Origin of the sequence: Adlercreutzia sp. DFI.6.23, from assembly GCF_024462535.1 — a bacterium.
Classification (GTDB): domain Bacteria; phylum Actinomycetota; class Coriobacteriia; order Coriobacteriales; family Eggerthellaceae; genus Adlercreutzia; species Adlercreutzia rubneri.
On the sequence record NZ_JANGBP010000008.1, the window covers coordinates 101,529 to 121,786 of the forward strand.

The window sequence follows — 20,258 nt, forward strand, 5'->3', positions numbered from 1 at the left end:
AACTTAGGCAGCGTCCACTTCCAAAAGGGCGTCCACGAACTTCTCCATGGCGGCTTTCGAGCCGGTGGACACTCGCAGGAAGTCGGCGAGCATGCCGGACTTCCACGACTTCACTAGGATGTTCCGGGCCTCAAGGTCGGCCGCCACCTCCGGTGCGGGACGATGGGTGCGGATGAAGATGAAGTTCCCCTCGGAGGGGCGGGCCTCATAGCCCTGCTCCTGCAAAGTCTCGATGGTCCACGTGCGGCCCTCGCGCTCGGCAGCGATGAGCTCCTCGGCAATCTCGGGGTGATCGAGGATCTTCTCGCCGAACAGCAGCGCCAGAGCGTTCACATCGAAGGTGAGCTTGGCGTTTTCGACGTAATGAATGATGGTCGGGTTCGAGATGATAACGCCCAGGCGGCAAGCGGCCAGCGAGAACAGCTTCGAGAAGGTGCGCATGACGATGACGTTGTCGTAGGTCTGTGTCAAGTCGATGAACGTGTTGGGGTAGAAGTAATGGTAGGCCTCGTCGATGATGACCACGGCGTCCACGGCGCGGGCTGCCTCGATGGCTGCGATGACGTCCTCGCGGCTGAAGGCGTCGCCCACGGGGTTGTTCGGGTTCAGCAGCACGACGATGTCGGTGTTGGGGCCGATGGCGGCGATGAGGTTTTCCATGTTGAAGGACAGATCGTCGTTGTAGGCGACCGGCACATGGTTCAGTCCGAGGATATTGCAGTTCACCCAGTACATCTCGAAGGAGGGGGCCACGGTGACCACGTCGTGCCCTTGTCCGCAGAATGTCTGCAGCAGGTAGCGGATGGCCTGGTCGGTGCCGTTGGTGGCCGTAACGCAATCGCGGGGAACGCCCACATACTTCGCGTACTTCGTGAGGAAGCGGTCGGGCTCGGGGTAGATGGACAGGTACTCCGGCGTGATCTCGGCCTTGACCTCGTCCACGAACCAGGCGGGCAACCCTTCCGGGTTCTCGTTCATGTCGTAACGGAGCATCCCATAGCGGCCTTGGTCGGGGAAAACGCGCTCGGTGTTCTTGATGTGCTCGTCAACGTAAAATGCCATGGGTCGTCTCCTTTACGATTGGTAGAACTCGATGAAGGCCTCTTTGTCGGTGAGGCCGAAGTTGCGGGGCATGGCGCTGGCGCCAGCGTCTTTGCTGGAAGTACCGTCGGCGTTCAGGTAGCTAGTGCCAGTTTGCGCGCGATAGAAATCGAGGAGGGTGTCGATGGTAGGCGTTTGCACGCCGACCATGGAGGCGATGTCCTTGATGATGGCCACGCCGAAGGGGTAGTCCTCGGTGAACATGCGGTCGTTCCAGTTCGGCAGGAATGTGCCGTCCTCGGTGGGGCTCAGGGGTACCTTGACCGCCTCGAAGGCCCGGATGCTCTTCAGCTTGCGAGTCATGGCCTCAGGAGTGGGGGACTCGTAGTACTCGCGCAGCGATACCACCTCGCTCAAATCGAGAGGGGCGAGGGCGCGGCAGATTGCCTGCAGCTCGTCGTCGTAAGCCAGAAGGAAGCGCGACGTGTCGTCGTTCCACTGCTCGTAGAACATGAGCTGCTCGGGATAGGTGTCGCCCGGTTGGTAGTCTTTGAAGACGCCGTAGGCGCCCGAAGTGTGCAACAGGGGGTTTGAAGGTACCAGCGTTACCGCGAGGAACTCCTTGAGAGCTACGGTGGGAATATGGAAAAGATCCTCGAGAAGCGCGGCCACCTCGGCGGTTCGACCCTTGGGGAGCGTGGCCACGTACAGCGTTTCTTTCGCCGACAGAATTCCGGCCGTGCGCTCGTCCCAGCTCGAGCGGCACACGTAGGGCACGCGCTGCAGCCCGAAGACGGTGACGCCGCGGGTGATGAGACCCTGGCAGTAGTATTCCACGCCCCCGTAGCCCGGAACAAAGCCGATGAGGGTGCCTTTGCCGACATAAGGCTCTACGTCGGCGACGAACTGCTGCCGGAGAAACGCGGGGTAGGTGCACAGGATCAGTTCCGCGTTGCAGGCCCGGGCCATGTCGTCGGTAACGGTGAAGGTCGCCGATGCGACGGCCTTTTCTTCGTAGGTGTATGCGAGCGTTTCGCGGCTCTTATGGGGTCGCGTGGTGTAAAGCGTGACGTCGTTGTCCTGCGAAAGCACCGCGCAGCAGGCGAGGCCGAGGTTTCCCGCGCCAAATACCGTAATGTTCACTGCAAACTCCTTTGTCGCCCGGCGAGGGGCTCGTCTCAACGAATGAGCTGACCTTATATGATAGACCAAAAGATTTCCTTCCCTCTTGCAAAGGAGCTTGCCTACGGCAAATGAGCAAAATGTTGCGCCGAGCCCTTGTGCTATCATATGAGGACTGCCGTCAGGCGTGGGTACTCGATGCAATGTGTGATGGCAGAGAGGCGTTTTCCGAGGCTGGAGGAGCGAGAGTGTCAGATTTTGAAATATCCGTCGTGATCCCCGTGTACAATTCCGAGGAGTATCTGGGCGAGACTCTGGAATCGGTGGCTGCCCAAACAGTGGGGATGGACGCCGTTCAGGTCGTTATCGTCGACGACGGCTCCACTGATGGCAGCGCCGCCATCTGTCGTTCGTTCCAAGATCGCTACCCAGCCAACGTCGTTTTTCACCAGCAGCCCAACGGAGGCGTCTCCTCGGCGCGCAACGCCGGCCTCGACCGGGCCAGCGGGCGCATCGTCACCTGCCTGGACAGTGACGACCAATGGACGCCGGAATCGTTTGCCTATGCCGTGGATTTTTTCGACAACCAGGAGAACAACGTCGACGTTCTCGTTGGCGAGCTCACCCTCTTCGAGGGCGAGGACCACACCCATCCCTTGGCTTACCGTTTCCCGAAAGACAAGGATTCCATCATCCGTCTGGGAGATCGCCCCTGCGACATCCAGAGTACGATTGGGAACTGCTTCTTTCTGCGCGAAGCTATCGGTGATATCCGATTCGACGAGGATCTGACTACGTCGGAGGATACGCTGTTCGTCAACCGGGTTATTTTGCACAAGTGCGCCTACGCGGTTACTCCTTTCTGCACGTATCTCTACCGAAAGCGGCAGGACGGTTCGTCTCTGAGCCAGGTCATTACCTATTCCAAGCATATGCAGAATCTGGATGTGTGCGAGCGCGTGCTCGAGGCGTCGCGCCGTGCCAAGGGGCGGGTGCTTCCCTTTGCCCAGGCGGTGGCGCTCTACATCATCGGGTGGCAGCTTTTGGGCAAGGCGAGCGATGCCCTGTCCGCCGAGGACGCCGCGAATTGGTCGGCCGCTGTGCGCAAGATTGTCGCGGACGCCGATGCTGACGTCATCGCCAATGCGCGCTGGCTTACTCGCGAAAAGAAAATCGTTCTGTACCGCCTCAAATACGGGGTGGATGTCTTTAAGGAACTGGTTTGGGTTGACCGCGATCGAGGGTTGCTCGACGGTATGCAGCTCATCAGCATGAACGCGAAGGCGCCCTGCTATCTTTACGAGATCACTCCCCAAGGCACGACGCTGCATATTGAGGGAACGACGGACATCGACATATTGGGAATGCCCTTCGAGCTATTCGTTCGCGACGAGAAGAGCGGTGAGCGCTTCAATGCGCATTTATCCCCATTCCCTACCGATAATCGTCGCACTCTGGCTAAAGAGTCGGTATGCAAGGGTATGCGGTTCACGCTCGATCTGCCTTTGGAGCCGGAGCGCTCCTTCTCGTTCCGCGCGAGGTTCTGCGGGCGTGTCCAGGAGGTCATCCTCACGCCTCATTATGGCAACTTCGCTATTTTCAGCCAGTCAATGAAGCGCGACTACCATCGTTTCGGCGGCGTCATGGTGAAGCATATCGGCAAGCAGCTGCGCACCTATCGCGCCACGTGGCGCATGGCCGTCGTGTCCGAGCTGCGTCGTTGGGCGGAGATCCTACGCTCGAAGAAGGGGACGTCCCGATTGCGTTTCGAGTACGTTTGGCTGCGTCTGTGCTACCGGGTTCATCGACTGCTGTTCAAGAAACCCATCTGGATCTTCGGCGACAAGGAGTGGAAGGCAGGCGACAACGCCGAGAACGTGTACCGTTATGCCATGAAGCGATCCGGCTATCGCGGCGCTAAGATGTACTTCGCTTTGGAGAAGTCGAGCGCCGATTACGCCTCGGTGGCCAAGTACGGTCACGTAATTGATCCGACCACCTTCCGCTACAAGCTGCTGTTCCTGCTGTCCTCGGTGGTGGTGTCCTCGCGCGCCGAAGAGTCCATGGTGAACCCCTACGGCCCCGAGCTCGTGTTCGTGAAGGATCTCATGGATTACGATTTCGTATACCTCACCCATGGGACGCTCTTTGGAGATCTGGCGTTCATGCTGGGTAAGCCGGCGAAGAAAATCAAGTTGTTCTCGGTGAGCACCCAGATGGAGCGCAATGCACTTTTGAGCGAGGCTTATGGCTACCGAGAGGATGAGGTGTCTCTCATGGGCATGGCTCGTTACGACGCCTACGGCGATGTCCATACTCAGAAGAAGATCGCGTTTCTGCCCACGTGGCGCTCGAATATCGCTGGCAAGATCATCCCGGGCACGAGCACGCGCGAGTATGTGCATCATTTCAAATCCACGGATTTCTGGAAATTTTACAATGCCCTCATCAATGACGAACGTCTGCTGGACGCCATGAGGCGTTACGGGTACACGGCCGAGTTCTACGTGCACCCTGCATTCGAGAAGCAAGCCGGTGATTTCCAGGGCAATGAGCTTGTGCAGGTGGGGGAGGGGTCGGCTGACTACGAGCGCGTGCTGAGCGAGTCGGCGCTCATGGTGACGGATTACTCAGGGGTGGGATTCGATTTTGGCTACCAGCGCAAACCAGTGGTGTACAGCCAGTACGATTCGGTATTCAGCGGTGGTCACACGTACGGTGAGGACAGCTACTTCGACTACGATATCGACGGCTTTGGCCCTGTGACTCGCACATTGGAGGAAACAGTGGACGCCATCATACGCTACATGGAAAATGATTGCCAGATGGAGCCCGAATATCGAAGCCGTGCCGACGCCATGTTCGGTTTTTCTGACTACGAGAGCAGCAAACGCATTTTCGAGGGCGCTCGAGCATTGTCAGAGCGGCGCCGCGCCGATGGCTGCGCTCGGTGATCCGCCGGTTCGTCATGGCCTCGACTTTGGCGCAAGGAGAAGTTAAACCCTGTGGACATAGCGTGTACGCGATATGTTGATGCGGGGCAACTGCGGGGAGTTTTGCGCCAGTGCTTCTCGATTCTGCTACGATGAATCTGCATTTCGGTTTTGAATTAGGGGGCGACGCGAGAGCGTCGCCCGTTTTGTGTGGATGCGCGGATCGATTCCGTCGGAGGAGGAGCAGGCTTTGAAGCGTCTTGTGGCAGTGGTTTTGGCGATAGCGCTCGTGTGCGTCCCTGTGGCTATGGGCGCCACAGCGTCCTCGTCGGCTCTGGAGAAGCAGATCGCCAGTACTCCCTATCAGATATGGCCTGCGAAGGCGCGCTCCAATTCTCCGGACTTCGTGCGCGCGGCCATCAAGCAGAGAAACGCCCAGGGCGATAACTGCAAGGTGGTTCTCGGCACTTCCGAGTTTCGCTGGGTTTATCCCGATACGGTCTCGTCGCACCCGGGGAACTTTTTCGCGAACAACAATTATGGTATGGACACGTTCCTTTTGGGCCAGCCTTATTGCCAAGATCTGTGGCACGCCATTGAAGCGGGCGCGCTTTCTGAAGACATTCCCGACGACAAAGTGGTGTTCTTCTGCGGAATCTCCTGGTTCATGGATTACCAGAATCCCGCCAAATGTTTCAGGTTGTCGTTTTCGCCCGAGGCTTACGCTGACCTCATGGCCAATCCCAAGGTGAGCGACAAGACGAAGGCGAATATTCAGAAGAAGATGGTTGAGTACGGCGTGTCGGAGGACGAAGTCTATGCTGAGGCGTCCGATAAGACCTTCGTGGATCGCATCAACGAAGGTGTTCAGAAGATCTTTGATACGTCGAAAAACTGGGACGCGGTGCTCAGCGACGAAGAAGATGATTGGAACGCGCCGGAGCGTGAGTTGAACAAGAGTCGTCCCGTGCCAGAGGGGCGCACCCAAGGTGAGGCCCAGGTGCCCGATTGGGATGCCTGGATGAGCCAAGAGCAGGCCGAGGGAGCGGATCAGACGTCGAGCAACGACATGGGCATCTACAATAGCTGGTACGAGAACGGCGGGTACGACAAATGGTATGCCGGCCGCGAGGACTGGCTTACGTTTACCGACGAGCCCTATCAGGAGACCGAGTTCGAGGATTTCGAGCTGTTTCTCGATGTCTGCCAGGAGACAGGTATCCAGCCGTTAGTCGTTCTCATGCCCCTCAAAGGCGCTATGGTCGATCAGACCGATTACACCGCCGATGTGCGGGCCATCTGGTACGACCGCATGAAGGCGATCTGCGAAGAACGGGGCGCTGAATACGTCGACTACTCGCCCTATGAGTACGATCCCTATTTTCTCTATGATATGGCCCATTTCGGCTGGACGGGCTGGGTGCAGGTGAATCACGACATCTACGAGTTCTTCATGGGCAAGGATGAGGCCGATGAAGCGAATTAGGGACAAGATTCTCGAGGTGTTTTTCAGCGACACTTGGCTCGGTGCCATCCTGTGGTTCGCCGCTGCAGCGGCGATGCTCGCTCTGGTCGTTTGGTTCCTCGTTTATTCGGGGTTTGGAGAGCCGGCGATGCCGGTATATGAGAACTTCTGAGCATGGTTTTGACGATGAGCCGATTGGCGTTTCCGCCAATGGAGAGTGAATGATGACGCGATGAAAGAAAGGGGAGGCACAACCGTGAGCAGGTTTCTTGAAAGGCTACGGGAAGTGAGCGCTGAGTATCCGGAGAAAGAGGCGTTTTTCAATTCTCGGATAAAGGAGGATGCGTGCCAGCGCCTGACTTACGCCGAGCTGGACGCCTGGTCCGACTCTCTTGCCGCTTCCTTTGCCGAATGGTCTCCAAAGGGCAAGCCCGTGGTGGTTTACGGCCACAAGTCGCCTCTCATGCTCGTGTGCTTTATCGCCGCTGCGAAGGCCGGTCTGACCTATGCCCCGGTGGACATCGCCTATCCGTCCGATCGCGTGAACGACATCTTGGATCAGATCGGGCACCCTCTTGTTATCACGTTGTCTGACGACGAATTTCCCGGCGACGCATCGCTGGCAGATTCAGTCGTCGGAGATGCCGTTGTTCGCGAGGCGGCCCTGGCGGGACGCTCCTGGGACAGTTCCCGCTGGATTGCCGATGAGACGCCCTTCTATTTGTTGTTCACCTCGGGGAGCACCGGCCGCCCCAAAGGTGTTCAGATGCCCTCGCGCTGCGTGGACGCCTTTATGGACTATTTCCGCGCACTTTTCCCCGAGCGGCCCGACGGCGTCAGCTTCAACCGCGTGCCCTACACCTTCGATGTGAGCCTGTTCGACATTATCGCCGGTTTGGCCTCGGGCTATACCCTGTTCTCCCTGGAGTCCGAAGACGAGCAGTCCATGAGGGCCACGTTCGGCGCTCTGGCTGCAAGTGACCTTACAACATGGATTTCGACGCCGTCCTTTATCGAGATGTGCCTGGTTGATCCTTCTTTCGACCAGGATCTCCTGCCCCGGCTCGACAACGTCATTCTCTGCGGAGAGGTGTTTCGCAACGCTACGGCCCTGAAGATCATCGAACGTTTTCCCGAGGCGAGGGTTCTCAACACCTACGGCCCCACCGAGACTCAGGCGGTCACCGATATTGTGGTAGACGAGAACTTGGCACGTGAGGTGAATCCTTTGCCCGTGGGCTATTTGAGCGATGGCGTGCGTGCCCTTATTCGCGATCCGGAAACCGGTGAGGAGCTGCTTTGCGGGGAAGTGGGAGAGATATACCTTGCGGGAAACACGGTGTCGGCGGGCTACTATGGCCGTCCCGATCTGACGGAGGCCGTATTCTCCGAGAGGGAAGGCTCCGATGGCACTGTGACGCGTTGCTACAAAACCGGTGATAAGGGCTATCTTGACGCGGATGGTCGGCTCTTCTGTTTGGGCCGTCTCGATTTCCAAGTGAAGCTGAATGGGTTTCGCGTCGAGCTGGCCGACGTCGAGCAGGCCCTCGTCCGGATACCTGAAGTGGCCGAGGCGGTGGTGCTTCCCGCCGATCGCGACGGGAAGGTGACTCATCTCGTAGCTCACGTACGTCTTGCTGAGCCGGGGATGACGGCCGACTTCGCTCGAGCGCGCGCCATTAAGGCGGCCCTTAAGGAACTTGTTCCCGACTATATGGTGCCCAAAAAGATCGTCTTCCATGAGGAATTCGCTTTGAACGTCAATGGCAAAATCGATCGCAAGGCGTTGGCGTAGGGCTCGACAATTATGAACTTCTATATCGATCCGGCATTCTATGTGTTTCTGGCCGTTGCCATAGTACCTGCGGCCATTCTCGGCTTCTCGGGGCGCCGCATCAAGTATTACGGACTGGCGGCCTCGTTGGCGTTCCTGCTCCTGCTCTTCGGCGAGAACTTGGAGGGCATGCTCGCTTTCGTTGCGTTCATCGCCATCGCCTGTGCGGTTACGTTCTGGGAGCTTTCCAGTTGGCGGTCGGGGCAAAAGGCGCTTTGGAAGTACCGGTTGGCACTCGCGGCCGTTATTGCCCCTCTAGTCGTTTACAAAATCGGTGCCGTATTCGACCAGAACCTCATGGGATTTCTGGGGATATCCTGCATCACATTCAAGGCAATACAGGTCATTATCGAGATCCGAGATGACCTCATTGAAGATATGAACTTCACTGATTACTTGTACTTCTTGGTGTTTTTCACACCCTTCACATCCGGCCCCATCGATCGCAGCCGGCGGTTCACTGAGGATGCGAACCGAAGGTATACCGCTTCTGAGTATGCGGACTTGCTGGCTCGCGGCATTATGCTGCTTTTGGTGGGAGCAGTGTATCAGAAAGTGTTGGGCACGGTGTTCCACCATTACTTCACCCCTGCTCCTTTGGGCGACGGTCCTTGGTGGCAAGAGCTGGGCGCCCAGGTGAAAGATGCCTATATGTACGGCTTTTACCTGTTCTTCGACTTTGCTGGCTATTCCCTTATGGCCATGGGGGCCAGCTACTGCTTCGGCATTAAGACGCCGCGCAACTTCCGCGCCCCTTTTCTTGCTCTCGATGTGCGCGATTTCTGGGATCGCTGGCATATGACGCTGTCCACGTGGCTACGTGATTTCGTGTTCATGCGCGCGGTGAAGTCGGCGACGCGTCGCAAGCTGTTCAAAGACCGACTTCAGACGGCCTGTGCGGGCTACATGGCGAATTTCATGCTCATGGGCGCTTGGCACGGGCTGACCGTGGACTATCTGGTCTATGGCGCCTATTATGGCGTTCTCATGGGCGCCACCGACGTGTACCAGAAGAAATCTTCCTTTCACAAGAAGCACAAGAAAAAGAAATGGTACAAGGTTCTCCAATGGTTTGTTACCATTAATCTGGTCATGCTTGGCATGGCTATTTTCTCTGGGCAAATGCACACTGTCATAGGAGGTTTGACCAATGGCTGAGAATTCCGTCGAGGAGCGCATGCTCGAGCTCATCGAGGAGATTTGCGACGACGAGATTATTCGCGAAGAGCGCGACGCCGATCTGTTCGAGGAGGGGTTGCTCGATTCTATGGCAGCCATTGAACTGCTGGTGGCCATCGAGACGGAATTCGGCGTGACCATTGCGCCTACGGCGGTGGAGCGTGAGGAAATGAATTCGGTTAATAAGATCATCTATCAGGTGCAGATTCGCTACGATGCCCAATAGCGATTATGCGAGGCGCGCCTCGGTCCCTCCGCGGGCATGATGCTAATTTCGGCGCTGATGCGTCGTTAAGGAAAAGTTAAGGTATCATTGCCTGAGCTAAATTGACGGGATGACAGTTCGAAGGGACTCGCGTTGGTCTTCTCCAGCACTATTTTTCTGTTCGCGTTTCTGCCGCTGTTTCTGGCGGTGTACTTCGCCATGCCGTGGCGGCCGGCGAAGAATGTGGTTCTGCTGCTGTTCTCGCTTCTGTTCTACGCCTGGGGCGAGCCAGTGTACGTGTGGCTCATGGTGGCCTCCATCTGCTTCAACTGGCTGTTCGCCTTCATCATAGGCAAGTGCGGCGAGGGCAAGACGGCGCCGAAGCGCTTCTGGCTCGTGGCGGCGCTCGCAGCCAACCTGCTCGTGCTCGGGTTCTACAAGTACCAGGGCTTTCTGGCCGAGAACATCAACCGCGCCATTGGCGAGGAGTTCATCGCCGAGTTGAACCTGGCGCTGCCTATCGGCATCTCGTTCTTCACCCTGCAGGCCATCACCTACGTGGTGGATGTCTACCGCGGCGAGGTGAAGGTGCAAAAGAACCCGCTGTACCTCGGCATGTACATCGCCATGTTCCCGCAGCTGGTGGCCGGCCCCATCGTGCGCTACGCCGACATCGAGCACGAGATCGATAACCGCCGCACCACGCTGGAGGGCTTCGCTCAGGGCCTGCGGCTGTTCTGCGTGGGCCTGGGCAAGAAGGTGCTGCTCGCCAACACCGCCGGCGTGCTGGCCGACTCGCTTTTGCCCCGCGAGGCGGCCGAAATCGGCTTTATCGGCTGCTTCTCGGGCGTGGCCGCCTACACCTTCCAGATATACTTCGACTTCTCCGGCTACTCGGACATGGCCATCGGCCTCGGCAAGATGATGGGCTTCGAGTACCCGCGCAACTTCAACTACCCCTACACGTCGAAGTCGGCCACGGAGTTCTGGCGCCGCTGGCACATGTCGCTCGGCGGCTTCTTCCGCGACTACGTGTACATCCCGCTCGGCGGCAACCGCGTCAGCACGCCGCGCTTCGTGCTGAACACCATGATCGTGTGGGGCCTGACGGGCATTTGGCACGGCGCCGCGTGGAACTTCCTTCTGTGGGGCCTGTACTGGGGCGTGCTCATCTTGGCTGAGAAGTTCTTCGTCATGAAGGTGCTCGACCGGCTGCCGCGCTTCGTGAGCCATATCTGGTGTATTGTGCTGTTCTTCTTCGGGTGGCTCCTGTTCGCCGTGACGGGGCTGGGCAACGTGGGGGAGTGGTTCTGCGCCATGTTCGGCGCCTACGGGTGGCTCGGTACCTCCACGCTGTGGGAGCTGCAGTCCTGGAGCTACGTGAGCCTCGTGCCCATTTTCATCGTGGGGTCGCTGCCCTGGGCGCCGTGGCTGCGCAAGAAGATCCAGGCCTGGGCTGAGGGCGACCCGCATCGCGCCATCGTCGCCGCCCCGCAGAAGGGCAACACCGCGGTGCCGCCCTGCCAGGTGGTCTGCGAGGGCCCCGTGCCCGCCGGCCGCGCCCGCGCCGTGACTGCCGTGAACGTGCTCGCCGACGTGGCCCTTCTGGCCGTCTTCGTCCTGAGCTGCATGTCGGTGGTCTCCAGCTCGTACAACCCGTTTATCTACTTCCAGTTTTAGGGGGCATTATGAAGCTGCGGAATATCCTGTTCGCCGGCGTGCTCTGCCTGTTGCTTTGCGGCCCCGCCCTGATCGGATTAGCCTCATGGGGGGGGGTTGCTCTTCCCTCTTGGTTCACGGCTGACGATGCGGCTTATCTTTCTGGCGGTGTCGTAGAAGCCGATCCGGCCGCCTATGCTTCCCTCGAGGGGTTCAGCTCGGGAGAGTTTCAGATAGCCGCTGAGGATGCTGTGGGCAATTGCATTCCCATGAAGGCTACGGCTCTTCTCGCAAATGCAGCTCTCCAGCGCTCAGCCATCGAGACTTCGAATGCGCTCTTTGGCTGGGAGTGCTACCCCGCTTTCTATGGCTCGTCTATTGCGGAGATGCCGAGTCGGCACCGTCTGCTCGAAATAGCCGAAAAGGCGACCAGCGATACCCTTGCAACGGCCAGTCATATTCGGGATGGACTCGACGCCCTGAGTTTGAGACATCCCGAGCAACGGTTCTTCGTGTATATGGGCCCCGACTCTATGAATGTTGAGGGATCTCCGACGGCGAAACTCATCTCCAATCCACTTACCTACGGAGAGTTATCCTCGATCTTCGAGGACGAAGGCGGCCATTTCCAATGGATAGACGGCAACGTCACGTTCGACGAGTTTGCGGATGGGTGGAATTCCACTGATCACCACTGGAATATCCAAGGAGCTTTTCGGGCTTATGAGCGCATGGCGAGCGCTCTCGGTTTTCGGGACGAACTTCTTGTGCCCGCGCGTCTTGTGACCTATGACGCGCCATCCTTTCGGGGCACGTTCGCGCGACGTGGGTTGGAAACGCGATACGTGGATCAAATGATCGACTACGAATTCGCTGATTTCCCTCAGCTATCGATCATTATTGACGGGGCTGAGGCTTCTATGGACTCGCTTGTGCATTGGAAGAACTACCAAGCGGCCAATGTAGGTGCCAATGCTTTCACCAGTCGCTATGCCGAGTATTTCCATACCGATTACGGGCTTATTACCTTGGAGAACGAGGAATCGGATTCGCGGCAGGATCTGCTCATTGTCGCAGACTCGTATTCCAATTGTATGGAGCGGTTCCTGGCGGTTCACTATCGAACAACCTACGTGCTTGACCCCCGTCACGACGACGAGACGATTGATGCGTTTCTTGCTCAGCACCAGGATGTGTCCGACGTCCTTTTCATAATGCGGAGTCCGAACATGTTGGCGCAAGCGACGGAACATGCTCTTGAGCCGGAAGATATGCGCGAATAGGGGGAGCTCAATGGAAGTTGCATTGAAGACCACTGAAGAGGTTGAGCGGTTTTTCCAAGAAACCGACAATGTTCTTTTGGGCCCTCCGCCGAAAATGAAGAATGCGCAAATTGTGTTTACCGAGAAGGCTCATACGGGAAAGTGCATCTTGTGCTGTGGCGAAGATGTAACCTTGACGGGAGGCAAGCTGGTTTTCGCTGGCCCCGGTGCCATCGTCTACCTGGCGAGCGGAAACACCTCGTTGCGGCTGGATGCAACGGTGCATGCTGGATGCACGTTTGCCTTGGGCTCGTCGACGTACACCAACGGTTCACTCCATGTAATTGTATCCGAGCGGCGCAGTGTGCTTATTGGCGACAGAGGCCTTTTTTCCTTTGATGTGTGGATAAGGACTGCCGACCCTCATTTGGTGTACAGGGCAGAAGATGGCAGGCGCATTAATCCTAGCCGCGATGTGGTGATAGGCGACCATGTATGGCTCGGTCAATCTGCCATGCTGCTGAAGGGCGCGGCTATTGGATCTGGAAGTATTGTCGGTGGCGCTGCCGTAGTGGCCGGCAAGACGGTCCCTTCGAACACAAGTTGGGCGGGCAATCCCGCTCGGCAAATTGCTCGTGGGATTTTCTTCGACGGTGCCTGCGTCCACGGCTGGACTGCCGAGCAGACGGCTGCCTCTCAGACATTCGCCTCTGATAAATGGGTTTACGCCAATGCGCCGCAGCGCGATCAGTCGGGTCTCGTGCGGCTAGCAAATCGACTGGCCGGAGTTGCCGATGCGAAGGAGCGTATCGCTCTCGTGCAAAGTGCTTACGAGGACAAGGGGAAGAACCGCTTCGCCATTGCAGAGGCGGCGACTTCATCGGCATCTGGAAATCGCGGCTCATCGTTCAGGCCCTTTGAGTTCCTGAGGTTGCGATCGCGTCGTCGTTGAGCCATCGCCTCAGCTTCTTCTTTGAGGTACAATGGCATCTTGTCGTTCTGTTGTTCATCGAAGCTGTTGTGCGTTAACGAAGTGGGGCTATGTCAGATAGGGTTGTAGAGCGCGTTCGACGCGCATTGAAGGTTTGGGGGTGTTGCCCCGCTGAGAGTCGACCAGTTGCGCCTTGCGTTGCGACAGCGCTTGCCCTCACTTTTTTTGTGGTTGGGATTCTTGTCCTAAACGACGACTACCGAGGCCCTGATGACGATTTGGGGATCTCGATGGTCCTTTCAGGACTCTATCCCGACGGCGGCCAATGCCTGTTTACCAGTGCGGTGCTCAACGGCATCATCTACCAGCTCAATATCGCCATACCGGAGTTGAACTGGTTTCTCGTGATCGAACGTCTCGCTGTGACGGTGGCATTTTTCTCGTTCTGCTACATCCTGTTGCGCCATGCTCCGCTCGGGCTTTCGCTCGCTTGCATCGGTTTTGTTGCGTACTTCATTATGCCGAAGTGCACCTTGGGGAGCAATTTTACCGTGGTCGCGGCGCTGTGCGTTACGTCAGGCGAGCTCTGCTGCTGCTCCGGTACTATGCGGAGGGCTCCTTCCTCCTGTGTGGCGGGCACTGTATTGGTGACGTTGGGATTCATGTGGCGGGCCCTTGTCTTGCTTCTCTCTGCTCCCTTTCTTGCCCTCGCTTTCGCGGGGTTGCTCGTTCGTCTCGGGCATGAACAGTTCCAGCGGGCTAAGGCTCTAGTCGTTAGGGCTCTTGTCTGCATGATAGCTGTCGGGCTTTGTGTTGGCGGCGCCTTGGCCTTCGACAAGGCGGTGTGGGCTGAGCCGAAGTGGGCCGATTGGCTCGAGTACAATGACGCTCGCTACGCTTTGGTTGATTACCCCATGAGCGATTACGACGAAGTGCGAGACGAGCTGGCGTCAATCGGCGTTTCGGAGAGCGACTACTGGCTCATGCGCAACTGGATTACGGCCGATCCCGACTACATCACCTCCGATTTGCTTATGGAGGTGTCCGATATTGCCCCCGAGCCGGTGGCAGACCGCAGTTTGCCGACCGCTTTCCTTGCCGAGGGGCGCCACTTGGTCAAGTCCCCTCTGCTGACTGTCTCTTTAGCATGTATTGCCGCCTGTGCGCTGCTCCTCGGACGTAAACGGGTGCTTGCGGCGGTTGTCCTGTCTCTTGGCGGGGCCTTTGCGGCTTGCGTGCTCTTTCGGTACACGGGCCGTTTGCCAGCTCGTGTCGAGTATTCCACGTGGGTTCTTTCTCTGCTGCCATGTCTCGTCGCGTTTCTCATCATTAGACCCCCCGCGCCTGTCGCAGCTAAGCCTGTAGGGTTACGGCGTGTAACGACATCGGCGCTCATCGGTGTAGTATTCGCCCTGTTATGCGTAGTGGGGCTTGTGCTGAAATGGGCCCCCACTTTCAACGTCGAGCGCATCGATCAATTCGAGAAGAGCAGCGCTTTTGTCGAGAGCAACGATCTGGTGAAGAGGTTCACGGAGCCAGGCGTCGTCTATGTATGGGACACGACGACCTTCACGCAGCTCGAGAAGCAGCTGAAATATCGCCATCTGCCCCCGGCGTCGTTCATGGGGTCGACGGCCCTTATGGGCGGCTGGACGCAGGGGTCTCCTTTGGTGCGCGCCCATAATGAGGAGATGGGTGTTCCCAATCCCATAAAGAGTCTTCTCGATCGCCCAGAAACCTACTTCGTGACCCGGCGCAGAGAGGCTATAGAGCAACTGACGCGCTATCTGCGCGAGCATTATGGCAAAGATGCAAAGGCGGAAGTTGTAGACGAGGTTCCTCTGAGCGAGAAGGGCGCTGATCCTCTTCTTGTGGTACGATTCTATGCAGATTAGTTCTTTATCTGTGGGAGCGAGGTTGAAATGAAGGGCATTATTCTAGCGGGAGGATCGGGAACGCGTCTGTACCCGCTAACGAAGGTCACGTCGAAGCAGCTGCTTCCCGTGTACGACAAACCGATGGTCTATTACCCGCTTTCCATACTCATGCTGGCGGGCATTCGCGATATCTTGCTTATCTCCACGCCGGCGGATTTGCCTAATTTCCAGGAATTGCTCAAGGACGGATCTTCGTTTGGCGTCAACATGTCCTACGCGGTTCAGCCCTCGCCAGACGGGCTGGCTCAAGCGCTCATTATCGGTGAGGAGTTTCTCGACGGAGAAGGCTGCGCTCTTATCCTGGGCGACAACATCTTCTACGGCGGAGGCCTTTCGGCGCTGCTGAAGCAGGCGGCTTCGCGCGAGTGCGGCGCAACCGTGTTCGGCTATTACGTCGACGATCCGGAGCGCTTCGGCGTGGTCGAGTTCGACGCTGAGGGCCGCGCTCTTTCCATTGAGGAGAAGCCCGAATATCCTAAGTCGAACTATGCGGTCACGGGCCTTTACTTCTACGATAGCCGCGCAGTGGAGTTCGCCAAGAACGTGATCCCGTCCGATCGCGGCGAACTGGAGATCACCGATGTGAATCGTATGTACCTGGAGGAGGGGAGCCTGGAGGTGAAGGTTCTCCATCGCGGCTCGGCATGGCTTGACACGGGTACTATTCCCAGCTTGTACAAGGCCTCCGAGTTCGTAAAGGCTGTGGAAGACAACCAAGGCCTTCAGATAGCCGCTTTGGAGGAGATCGCCTACAACAATGGATGGATCACCAAAGAGGTGCTACTTGATGCGGCCGAGCGCCATGCCAAGACGGCTTATGGGCAGCATTTGCTGCGGGTAGCGGAAAACCGCATTCTCTTTGGAAATATGGCCTCCTAGGAGGCAAAGCATTTGCAACCAATAAGAAGGGCTCGCCAGTTTAACACTGGCGAGCCCTTCTTATTGGTGTAGACGGGTGGCTTAGGCCTTCTTGCCCTTGGGGAAGACCTTGACGCCCTGATTGTTTCTCCAGCCGTAGAGGAAGGCGGTGGCGACGAGCATGGCCACGGCGATGAGGCAGCAGACGATACCGGCGGCAACGCCTGCTCCCTGCATGACAAACATGGGGAGGAACGTCACCAGGGCGATGTCTATGAACGATACGAAGATCCAGGCGAATCCAGAATCTTCCAGCGCCGTGGTACGGAACTCAGGATCGACGACGCGCAACAGCAGCACGGCGATGCTCATAACGCCCGTTGACCAGCCCCAGATGAAGATGCCGCGCTCGACCCAGTGATCGGAGAAGAGATGTCGGGAGATGTAGAAGAAATAAAAAGCCACCAGTACAAAGCCGAGGAGACACAGCACGAGGATGATCGCCCAGTACTGCAGAACCACGTTGATGTTGATGGTCGCCACACCGAAGGCAACCAGATAATCGGTGGCGCAGCTGCCAATGCGGGACACGACGCGCTGGTCAACATAGCGGTCGAGTTTGATGAGCTTGAGAAGGGCGAACAGCGCGACGCCAACGAGGAGGGCAATGCCGTAAACAGGAACCGACACCTGCGGGAATAGGATCTTGAGGCCCGTATTGATGAGGTAGGCTCCGCCCACGGCAACCATGACGAGTGCCACATGCCACGCAAGGGGATCGATGGACATGGGGTTCACGGTGTTCTCTCCCATGGGGGTGCGATCCTTCTCGGGAACCAGGCCGACGCGAACCTCCTCGGGCATATCCTTTACCTTACGAATCTCGGTGGTCCAACCTTTTTTGGCGCAGTAGTTGATGGCGATGATGCCGCTGATGATGCCGCCGAGAAGGCCGAAGGTGGCGAAGGTCTGGCCCACCGTGGTAGCCTCGGCCCAGCCGCCCTCTTCGAACACTGATCCGATGGCGGCTGCCGTGCCGTGGCCGCCAACGAAGCCACCAGGCATGAGGATGGGGAACCATTCGGTTACACCCTGGAACACCGTGGCGATAAGGATGCCGCCGAGGATAAGCGCAATGCCGTACTGCAGGATTTCGGCGGCGCCGTTCAGCATGAAGGTGTCGCCTACTTGACGGAACATCTCTTTGAAGCTGCCCTGGCTGCGTCGGCCCAGGTAAAGAGTAGCGAACAGCACAGCGATGAGAATACCGGCGTAGCTGGAGGCCTGAGAGCTGAGAGGTACCCAATTCAGGCAGAAGGGTCCGAGAATAATGCCGATGAAGCCGGCGATCAGGGCTGAAGGGATAAAGAGGTTCTGCAGAAGCGGAACCCGAGTTCGGATGATTTTTCCGAGCACCAGCAGCGCCGACATGATGCACACGTCGAACGTCAAATCAAGAGCCGAGAATTCCATAGACCACCTTTCCTCGAATATGCGCACGCGGATAGATGGTCTCCGCGCAGTTCAGTGAGATGATTCTAGCACCTCACTGAACTGCGCTATGCTGGAAGGTAATAATTAGCCTCTCGGCGGTTGCTCGTTCCAAGGTTCGCGCAACAGCATCGGCTGGCCGTCGGGCGCCATGGCGTACACCGCCGGCGGGTACTCGATGAAGAACTGCGGCGTGAACGACATGGAGTAAGCGCCTGCATAGCGGATGACCACTGCATCTCCAACCCGAAGAGCCGGTTCGTCATGGGCTGTGAACAGGCGATCGCTGTCCATGCAAGTGTATCCGCAAATGATCTGGCGGGGCAACGTCTCTTGGGCGCCGGTCACCATTTCGTGGACGTAGGACGTCTTCTTCATCTCGTGGTCAATATTGATGCGCGACAACTCGGTGACCACGTAATGCTCGTCTACGATGTCCTTCACATCGATAACGCGGCCAACGTAGTAGCCTGGCGTGCACACCACCGCACCACCTGGTTCGACGAGGAGCTCAGTATGAGTTGGGTCGCAGGCGTCGCCGATGGCCTCTCGAATGGTGCGCACGTACTCATCATAGGCGCCGACATTGGCCGGGCCACCACCATAGAAGCCTCCACCGATGTCGAACCAGTCCAAATCGAGCTTGAACGAGCGGATGATCTCTACGGCGAAGTCGGCCAGCGTCCGGTACACCTTTTGAGAGCGGCTCAATGTAGTCACATGCATGTGGAGTCCGCGCAGCTCGGTGCCCGGAATGCTTCGCAGCTCCTCGATGGCCCGTGCGAGCTCCCCGCCTTCAAAAGAGAAGCCAAAGCGGCCGTGGCGGTCGTCGGAGAGCGTCTCCCCGGGACAGTGCTTTTCAAGCAGGATGTTGGCGCGCAGGCCGACGCGAGCGCTCTTTCCCGATTCAGCGTACTCGCGCACCCACTCGATCTCTCGCTTCGAGTCGAGGTTCACATAGGAGCCCGCGTCCAGGGCGTAAAACAGCCAATCGCGGCCCTTGATCGGTCCATTGAAAACGATTTTATCGGGAGCGAAGCCGCACTGGAGGGCCCGTGCGTACTCTTCATTGGAAACGACTTCGGCATAACAACCTTCATCGCGGGCCACTTCCAGGATCCATGGAAAGGGGTTGGTTTTCACGGAGTAGGCGACGTTCGCGTAGGGCGACCAGTGATCCGCCAAGGCCCGGCGAAAGTCACTGAAGTTCTGGCGCAGCTCGGCCTCGTCAAACACGAAGCAGGGAGTCTGGAGGGAAGCAACATCGAAAGGAAGAGGCATGTCTATCGCCCCTCATAGCGCTCGGTAAAGAAGTCGGCGAAGCGATCGGCCTCCATCTCGGCCTTATAATCTTCGAGCATCTTCACGGGCGTGTAAACCGGCTCATAGCCCAAGTTAGCCCGTGCCTTATCCACGTTCATGCAGTAGTTCACGCAGTCGTGCTTTTCGGGACGGTAGCTGATATCCGACACGGCGTCGGGCTCGCAGAACACGTCCACGATGTTGTGAACCTGATCTTCGAGAGAGGTCAGCACGCCTGTGCCGACGTTATAGGTGCCGCTGGCCTCCTTAGGAGCGAATAGGGCTTTCTCGATCATCTGGCAGAAATCCTTCACGTAGATGAGGTCCATGCCCTTGGTGGGATCGCCCCAGATCTCCAACGGCTCGCCAGCCCGCGCCTTGTCGATCATCAGGCGATAGGAGCTTACGGCGGGCTTTCCGTCGTGGTAGAGGGTCTTGCTGTCGTGCATGAAGCAGTAGATATTCGGTAGGCGGAAGGCGAAGAAGCCCATGCCGTAAGCGGCTCGGTAGTGCCAACAAAGCTCCTCAGCGGCGATCTTCGTGATGGCGTACACGGCATGATCGCCGGTCATGGCTGGCTTGCGGGGCATGTCGTCGGCCAGCTCGATCATCTCGCCGAAATAACCGGTATAGTCGGAGATGGTTTGGGTGTACAGCACCCGATCAGCTCCTGCGGTGCGCGCGTACTCGAGCACGTTTAGCGTGCCCATGACATTGGCATCTACGTAACGGCGTGGGTCGTAGCCTTCCATGTAGGCCGGCAGCGCTCCAGCGAAGTGGACGACGGCATAAACATCCTGCTGCGGGAGTGCGGCGAACGACTTCTCGTCGGTGATATCGGCCTGCACATAGCGCACCAGCGGCGCATAGCGGTCGAAGAACGCTATGTCGGAGCGTCCGCTTGCGATGACTTCCCACTCATCGGCCGACAGAAGGCGAGACAGATGATCTACCAGGTACAAGCCGAGGGTGCCCCCAGCACCGAAGATGACGATTTTCTTTCTCACGAGGTTTCCTTTCGAATGGTTGCGTCCGGTCT

General features: G+C 57.8%; 16 protein-coding genes. 11 read left to right on the forward strand and 5 right to left on the reverse strand.

The genetic code is table 11. From position 1 onward, the window contains the following. Window positions 1-3 precede the first annotated feature (3 nt). Window positions 4-1,062, reverse strand: coding sequence for a histidinol-phosphate transaminase (locus NE591_RS09065; RefSeq protein ID WP_114539832.1), 1,059 nt, complete (start codon window positions 1,060-1,062; stop codon window positions 4-6). Window positions 1,063-1,074: 12 nt separating this feature from the next. Beyond that, entirely contained in the window at window positions 1,075-2,184 is a 1,110-nt protein-coding gene (locus NE591_RS09070) for an NAD/NADP octopine/nopaline dehydrogenase family protein (protein ID WP_227069989.1), read from the reverse strand. Between the two features lie 227 nt (window positions 2,185-2,411). Between NE591_RS09070 and NE591_RS09075 the strand changes: the two genes are divergently transcribed. From NE591_RS09075 to rfbA, 11 genes are all read left to right on the forward strand, one after another. After that, window positions 2,412-5,117 carry a CDP-glycerol glycerophosphotransferase family protein gene (locus tag NE591_RS09075; RefSeq protein ID WP_173113653.1) on the forward strand — a complete coding sequence of 902 codons (2,706 nt, stop codon included), beginning with the start codon at window positions 2,412-2,414 and terminating at the stop codon, window positions 5,115-5,117. Window positions 5,118-5,346: 229 nt separating this feature from the next. After that, window positions 5,347-6,582, forward strand: a complete 1,236-nt coding sequence (gene dltD, locus NE591_RS09080) for a D-alanyl-lipoteichoic acid biosynthesis protein DltD (RefSeq protein WP_227069987.1) — start codon at window positions 5,347-5,349, stop codon at window positions 6,580-6,582. Next, the gene (locus NE591_RS09085) at window positions 6,569-6,733 is read left to right on the forward strand and encodes a hypothetical protein (protein ID WP_173113647.1); all 165 of its coding nucleotides are present in this window, start codon (window positions 6,569-6,571) and stop codon (window positions 6,731-6,733) included. The genes dltD and NE591_RS09085 overlap by 14 nt, the downstream gene beginning before the upstream one ends. Before the next feature lie 84 nt (window positions 6,734-6,817). Beyond that, complete coding sequence (locus NE591_RS09090; protein ID WP_181869702.1) at window positions 6,818-8,356, forward strand: amino acid adenylation domain-containing protein; 1,539 nt, start codon at window positions 6,818-6,820, stop codon at window positions 8,354-8,356. Between the two features lie 12 nt (window positions 8,357-8,368). Beyond that, window positions 8,369-9,553 carry a D-alanyl-lipoteichoic acid biosynthesis protein DltB gene (gene dltB / locus NE591_RS09095; protein WP_227069978.1) on the forward strand — a complete coding sequence of 395 codons (1,185 nt, stop codon included), beginning with the start codon at window positions 8,369-8,371 and terminating at the stop codon, window positions 9,551-9,553. Further along, the gene (gene dltC / locus NE591_RS09100) at window positions 9,546-9,800 is read left to right on the forward strand and encodes a D-alanine--poly(phosphoribitol) ligase subunit DltC (protein ID WP_114539827.1); all 255 of its coding nucleotides are present in this window, start codon (window positions 9,546-9,548) and stop codon (window positions 9,798-9,800) included. The genes dltB and dltC overlap by 8 nt, the downstream gene beginning before the upstream one ends. Window positions 9,801-9,932: 132 nt before the next feature. Then, entirely contained in the window at window positions 9,933-11,459 is a 1,527-nt protein-coding gene (locus NE591_RS09105; RefSeq protein ID WP_227069976.1) for an MBOAT family protein, read from the forward strand. Between the two features lie 8 nt (window positions 11,460-11,467). Further along, the gene (locus tag NE591_RS09110) at window positions 11,468-12,721 is read left to right on the forward strand and encodes a DHHW family protein (protein ID WP_227069973.1); all 1,254 of its coding nucleotides are present in this window, start codon (window positions 11,468-11,470) and stop codon (window positions 12,719-12,721) included. Window positions 12,722-12,731: 10 nt separating this feature from the next. Beyond that, window positions 12,732-13,652, forward strand: a complete 921-nt coding sequence (locus NE591_RS09115; protein WP_227069971.1) for a hypothetical protein — start codon at window positions 12,732-12,734, stop codon at window positions 13,650-13,652. 269 nt (window positions 13,653-13,921) lie between these two features. Then, window positions 13,922-15,526: a hypothetical protein gene (locus NE591_RS09120; protein ID WP_227069969.1), complete on the forward strand. Its 1,605-nt coding sequence runs from the start codon at window positions 13,922-13,924 to the stop codon at window positions 15,524-15,526. A 27-nt stretch (window positions 15,527-15,553) separates the two neighbouring features. After that, on the forward strand, window positions 15,554-16,447 hold the full coding sequence (rfbA, locus tag NE591_RS09125) for a glucose-1-phosphate thymidylyltransferase RfbA (protein ID WP_173113632.1): 894 nt from the start codon (window positions 15,554-15,556) through the stop codon (window positions 16,445-16,447). 81 nt (window positions 16,448-16,528) lie between these two features. Here the strand turns inward: rfbA and NE591_RS09130 are convergent, their stop codons facing one another. The 3 genes from NE591_RS09130 to NE591_RS09140 all read right to left on the reverse strand — a co-directional run bounded on the left by NE591_RS09130 (window position 16,529) and on the right by NE591_RS09140 (window position 20,226). Continuing rightward, a complete protein-coding gene (locus NE591_RS09130) occupies window positions 16,529-17,899 on the reverse strand; it encodes a sodium/glutamate symporter (RefSeq protein WP_227069967.1) in 1,371 nt (456 codons plus the stop codon). Window positions 17,900-18,004: 105 nt separating this feature from the next. Further along, on the reverse strand, window positions 18,005-19,198 hold the full coding sequence (locus NE591_RS09135; RefSeq protein ID WP_227069964.1) for a hypothetical protein: 1,194 nt from the start codon (window positions 19,196-19,198) through the stop codon (window positions 18,005-18,007). Window positions 19,199-19,200: 2 nt separating this feature from the next. Beyond that, window positions 19,201-20,226, reverse strand: a complete 1,026-nt coding sequence (locus NE591_RS09140) for an NAD(P)-dependent oxidoreductase (protein ID WP_173113623.1) — start codon at window positions 20,224-20,226, stop codon at window positions 19,201-19,203. Between the last annotated feature and the right edge of the window lie 32 nt (window positions 20,227-20,258).

Excerpts from the sequence above, each read along its gene's own strand:
- dltB (WP_227069978.1), top strand. The coding sequence starts at position 8,369 with ATGAACTTCTATATCGATCCGGCATTCTATGTGTTTCTGGCCGTTGCC.
- NE591_RS09110 (WP_227069973.1), top strand. The coding sequence starts at position 11,468 with ATGAAGCTGCGGAATATCCTGTTCGCCGGCGTGCTCTGCCTGTTGCTT.
- dltC (WP_114539827.1), top strand. The coding sequence starts at position 9,546 with ATGGCTGAGAATTCCGTCGAGGAGCGCATGCTCGAGCTCATCGAGGAG.
- NE591_RS09085 (WP_173113647.1), top strand. The coding sequence starts at position 6,569 with ATGAAGCGAATTAGGGACAAGATTCTCGAGGTGTTTTTCAGCGACACT.
- NE591_RS09130 (WP_227069967.1), bottom strand. The coding sequence starts at position 17,899 with ATGGAATTCTCGGCTCTTGATTTGACGTTCGACGTGTGCATCATGTCG.
- NE591_RS09120 (WP_227069969.1), top strand. The coding sequence starts at position 13,922 with ATGGTCCTTTCAGGACTCTATCCCGACGGCGGCCAATGCCTGTTTACC.
- NE591_RS09135 (WP_227069964.1), bottom strand. The coding sequence starts at position 19,198 with ATGCCTCTTCCTTTCGATGTTGCTTCCCTCCAGACTCCCTGCTTCGTG.
- rfbA (WP_173113632.1), top strand. The coding sequence starts at position 15,554 with ATGAAGGGCATTATTCTAGCGGGAGGATCGGGAACGCGTCTGTACCCG.
- NE591_RS09065 (WP_114539832.1), bottom strand. The coding sequence starts at position 1,062 with ATGGCATTTTACGTTGACGAGCACATCAAGAACACCGAGCGCGTTTTC.
- NE591_RS09115 (WP_227069971.1), top strand. The coding sequence starts at position 12,732 with ATGGAAGTTGCATTGAAGACCACTGAAGAGGTTGAGCGGTTTTTCCAA.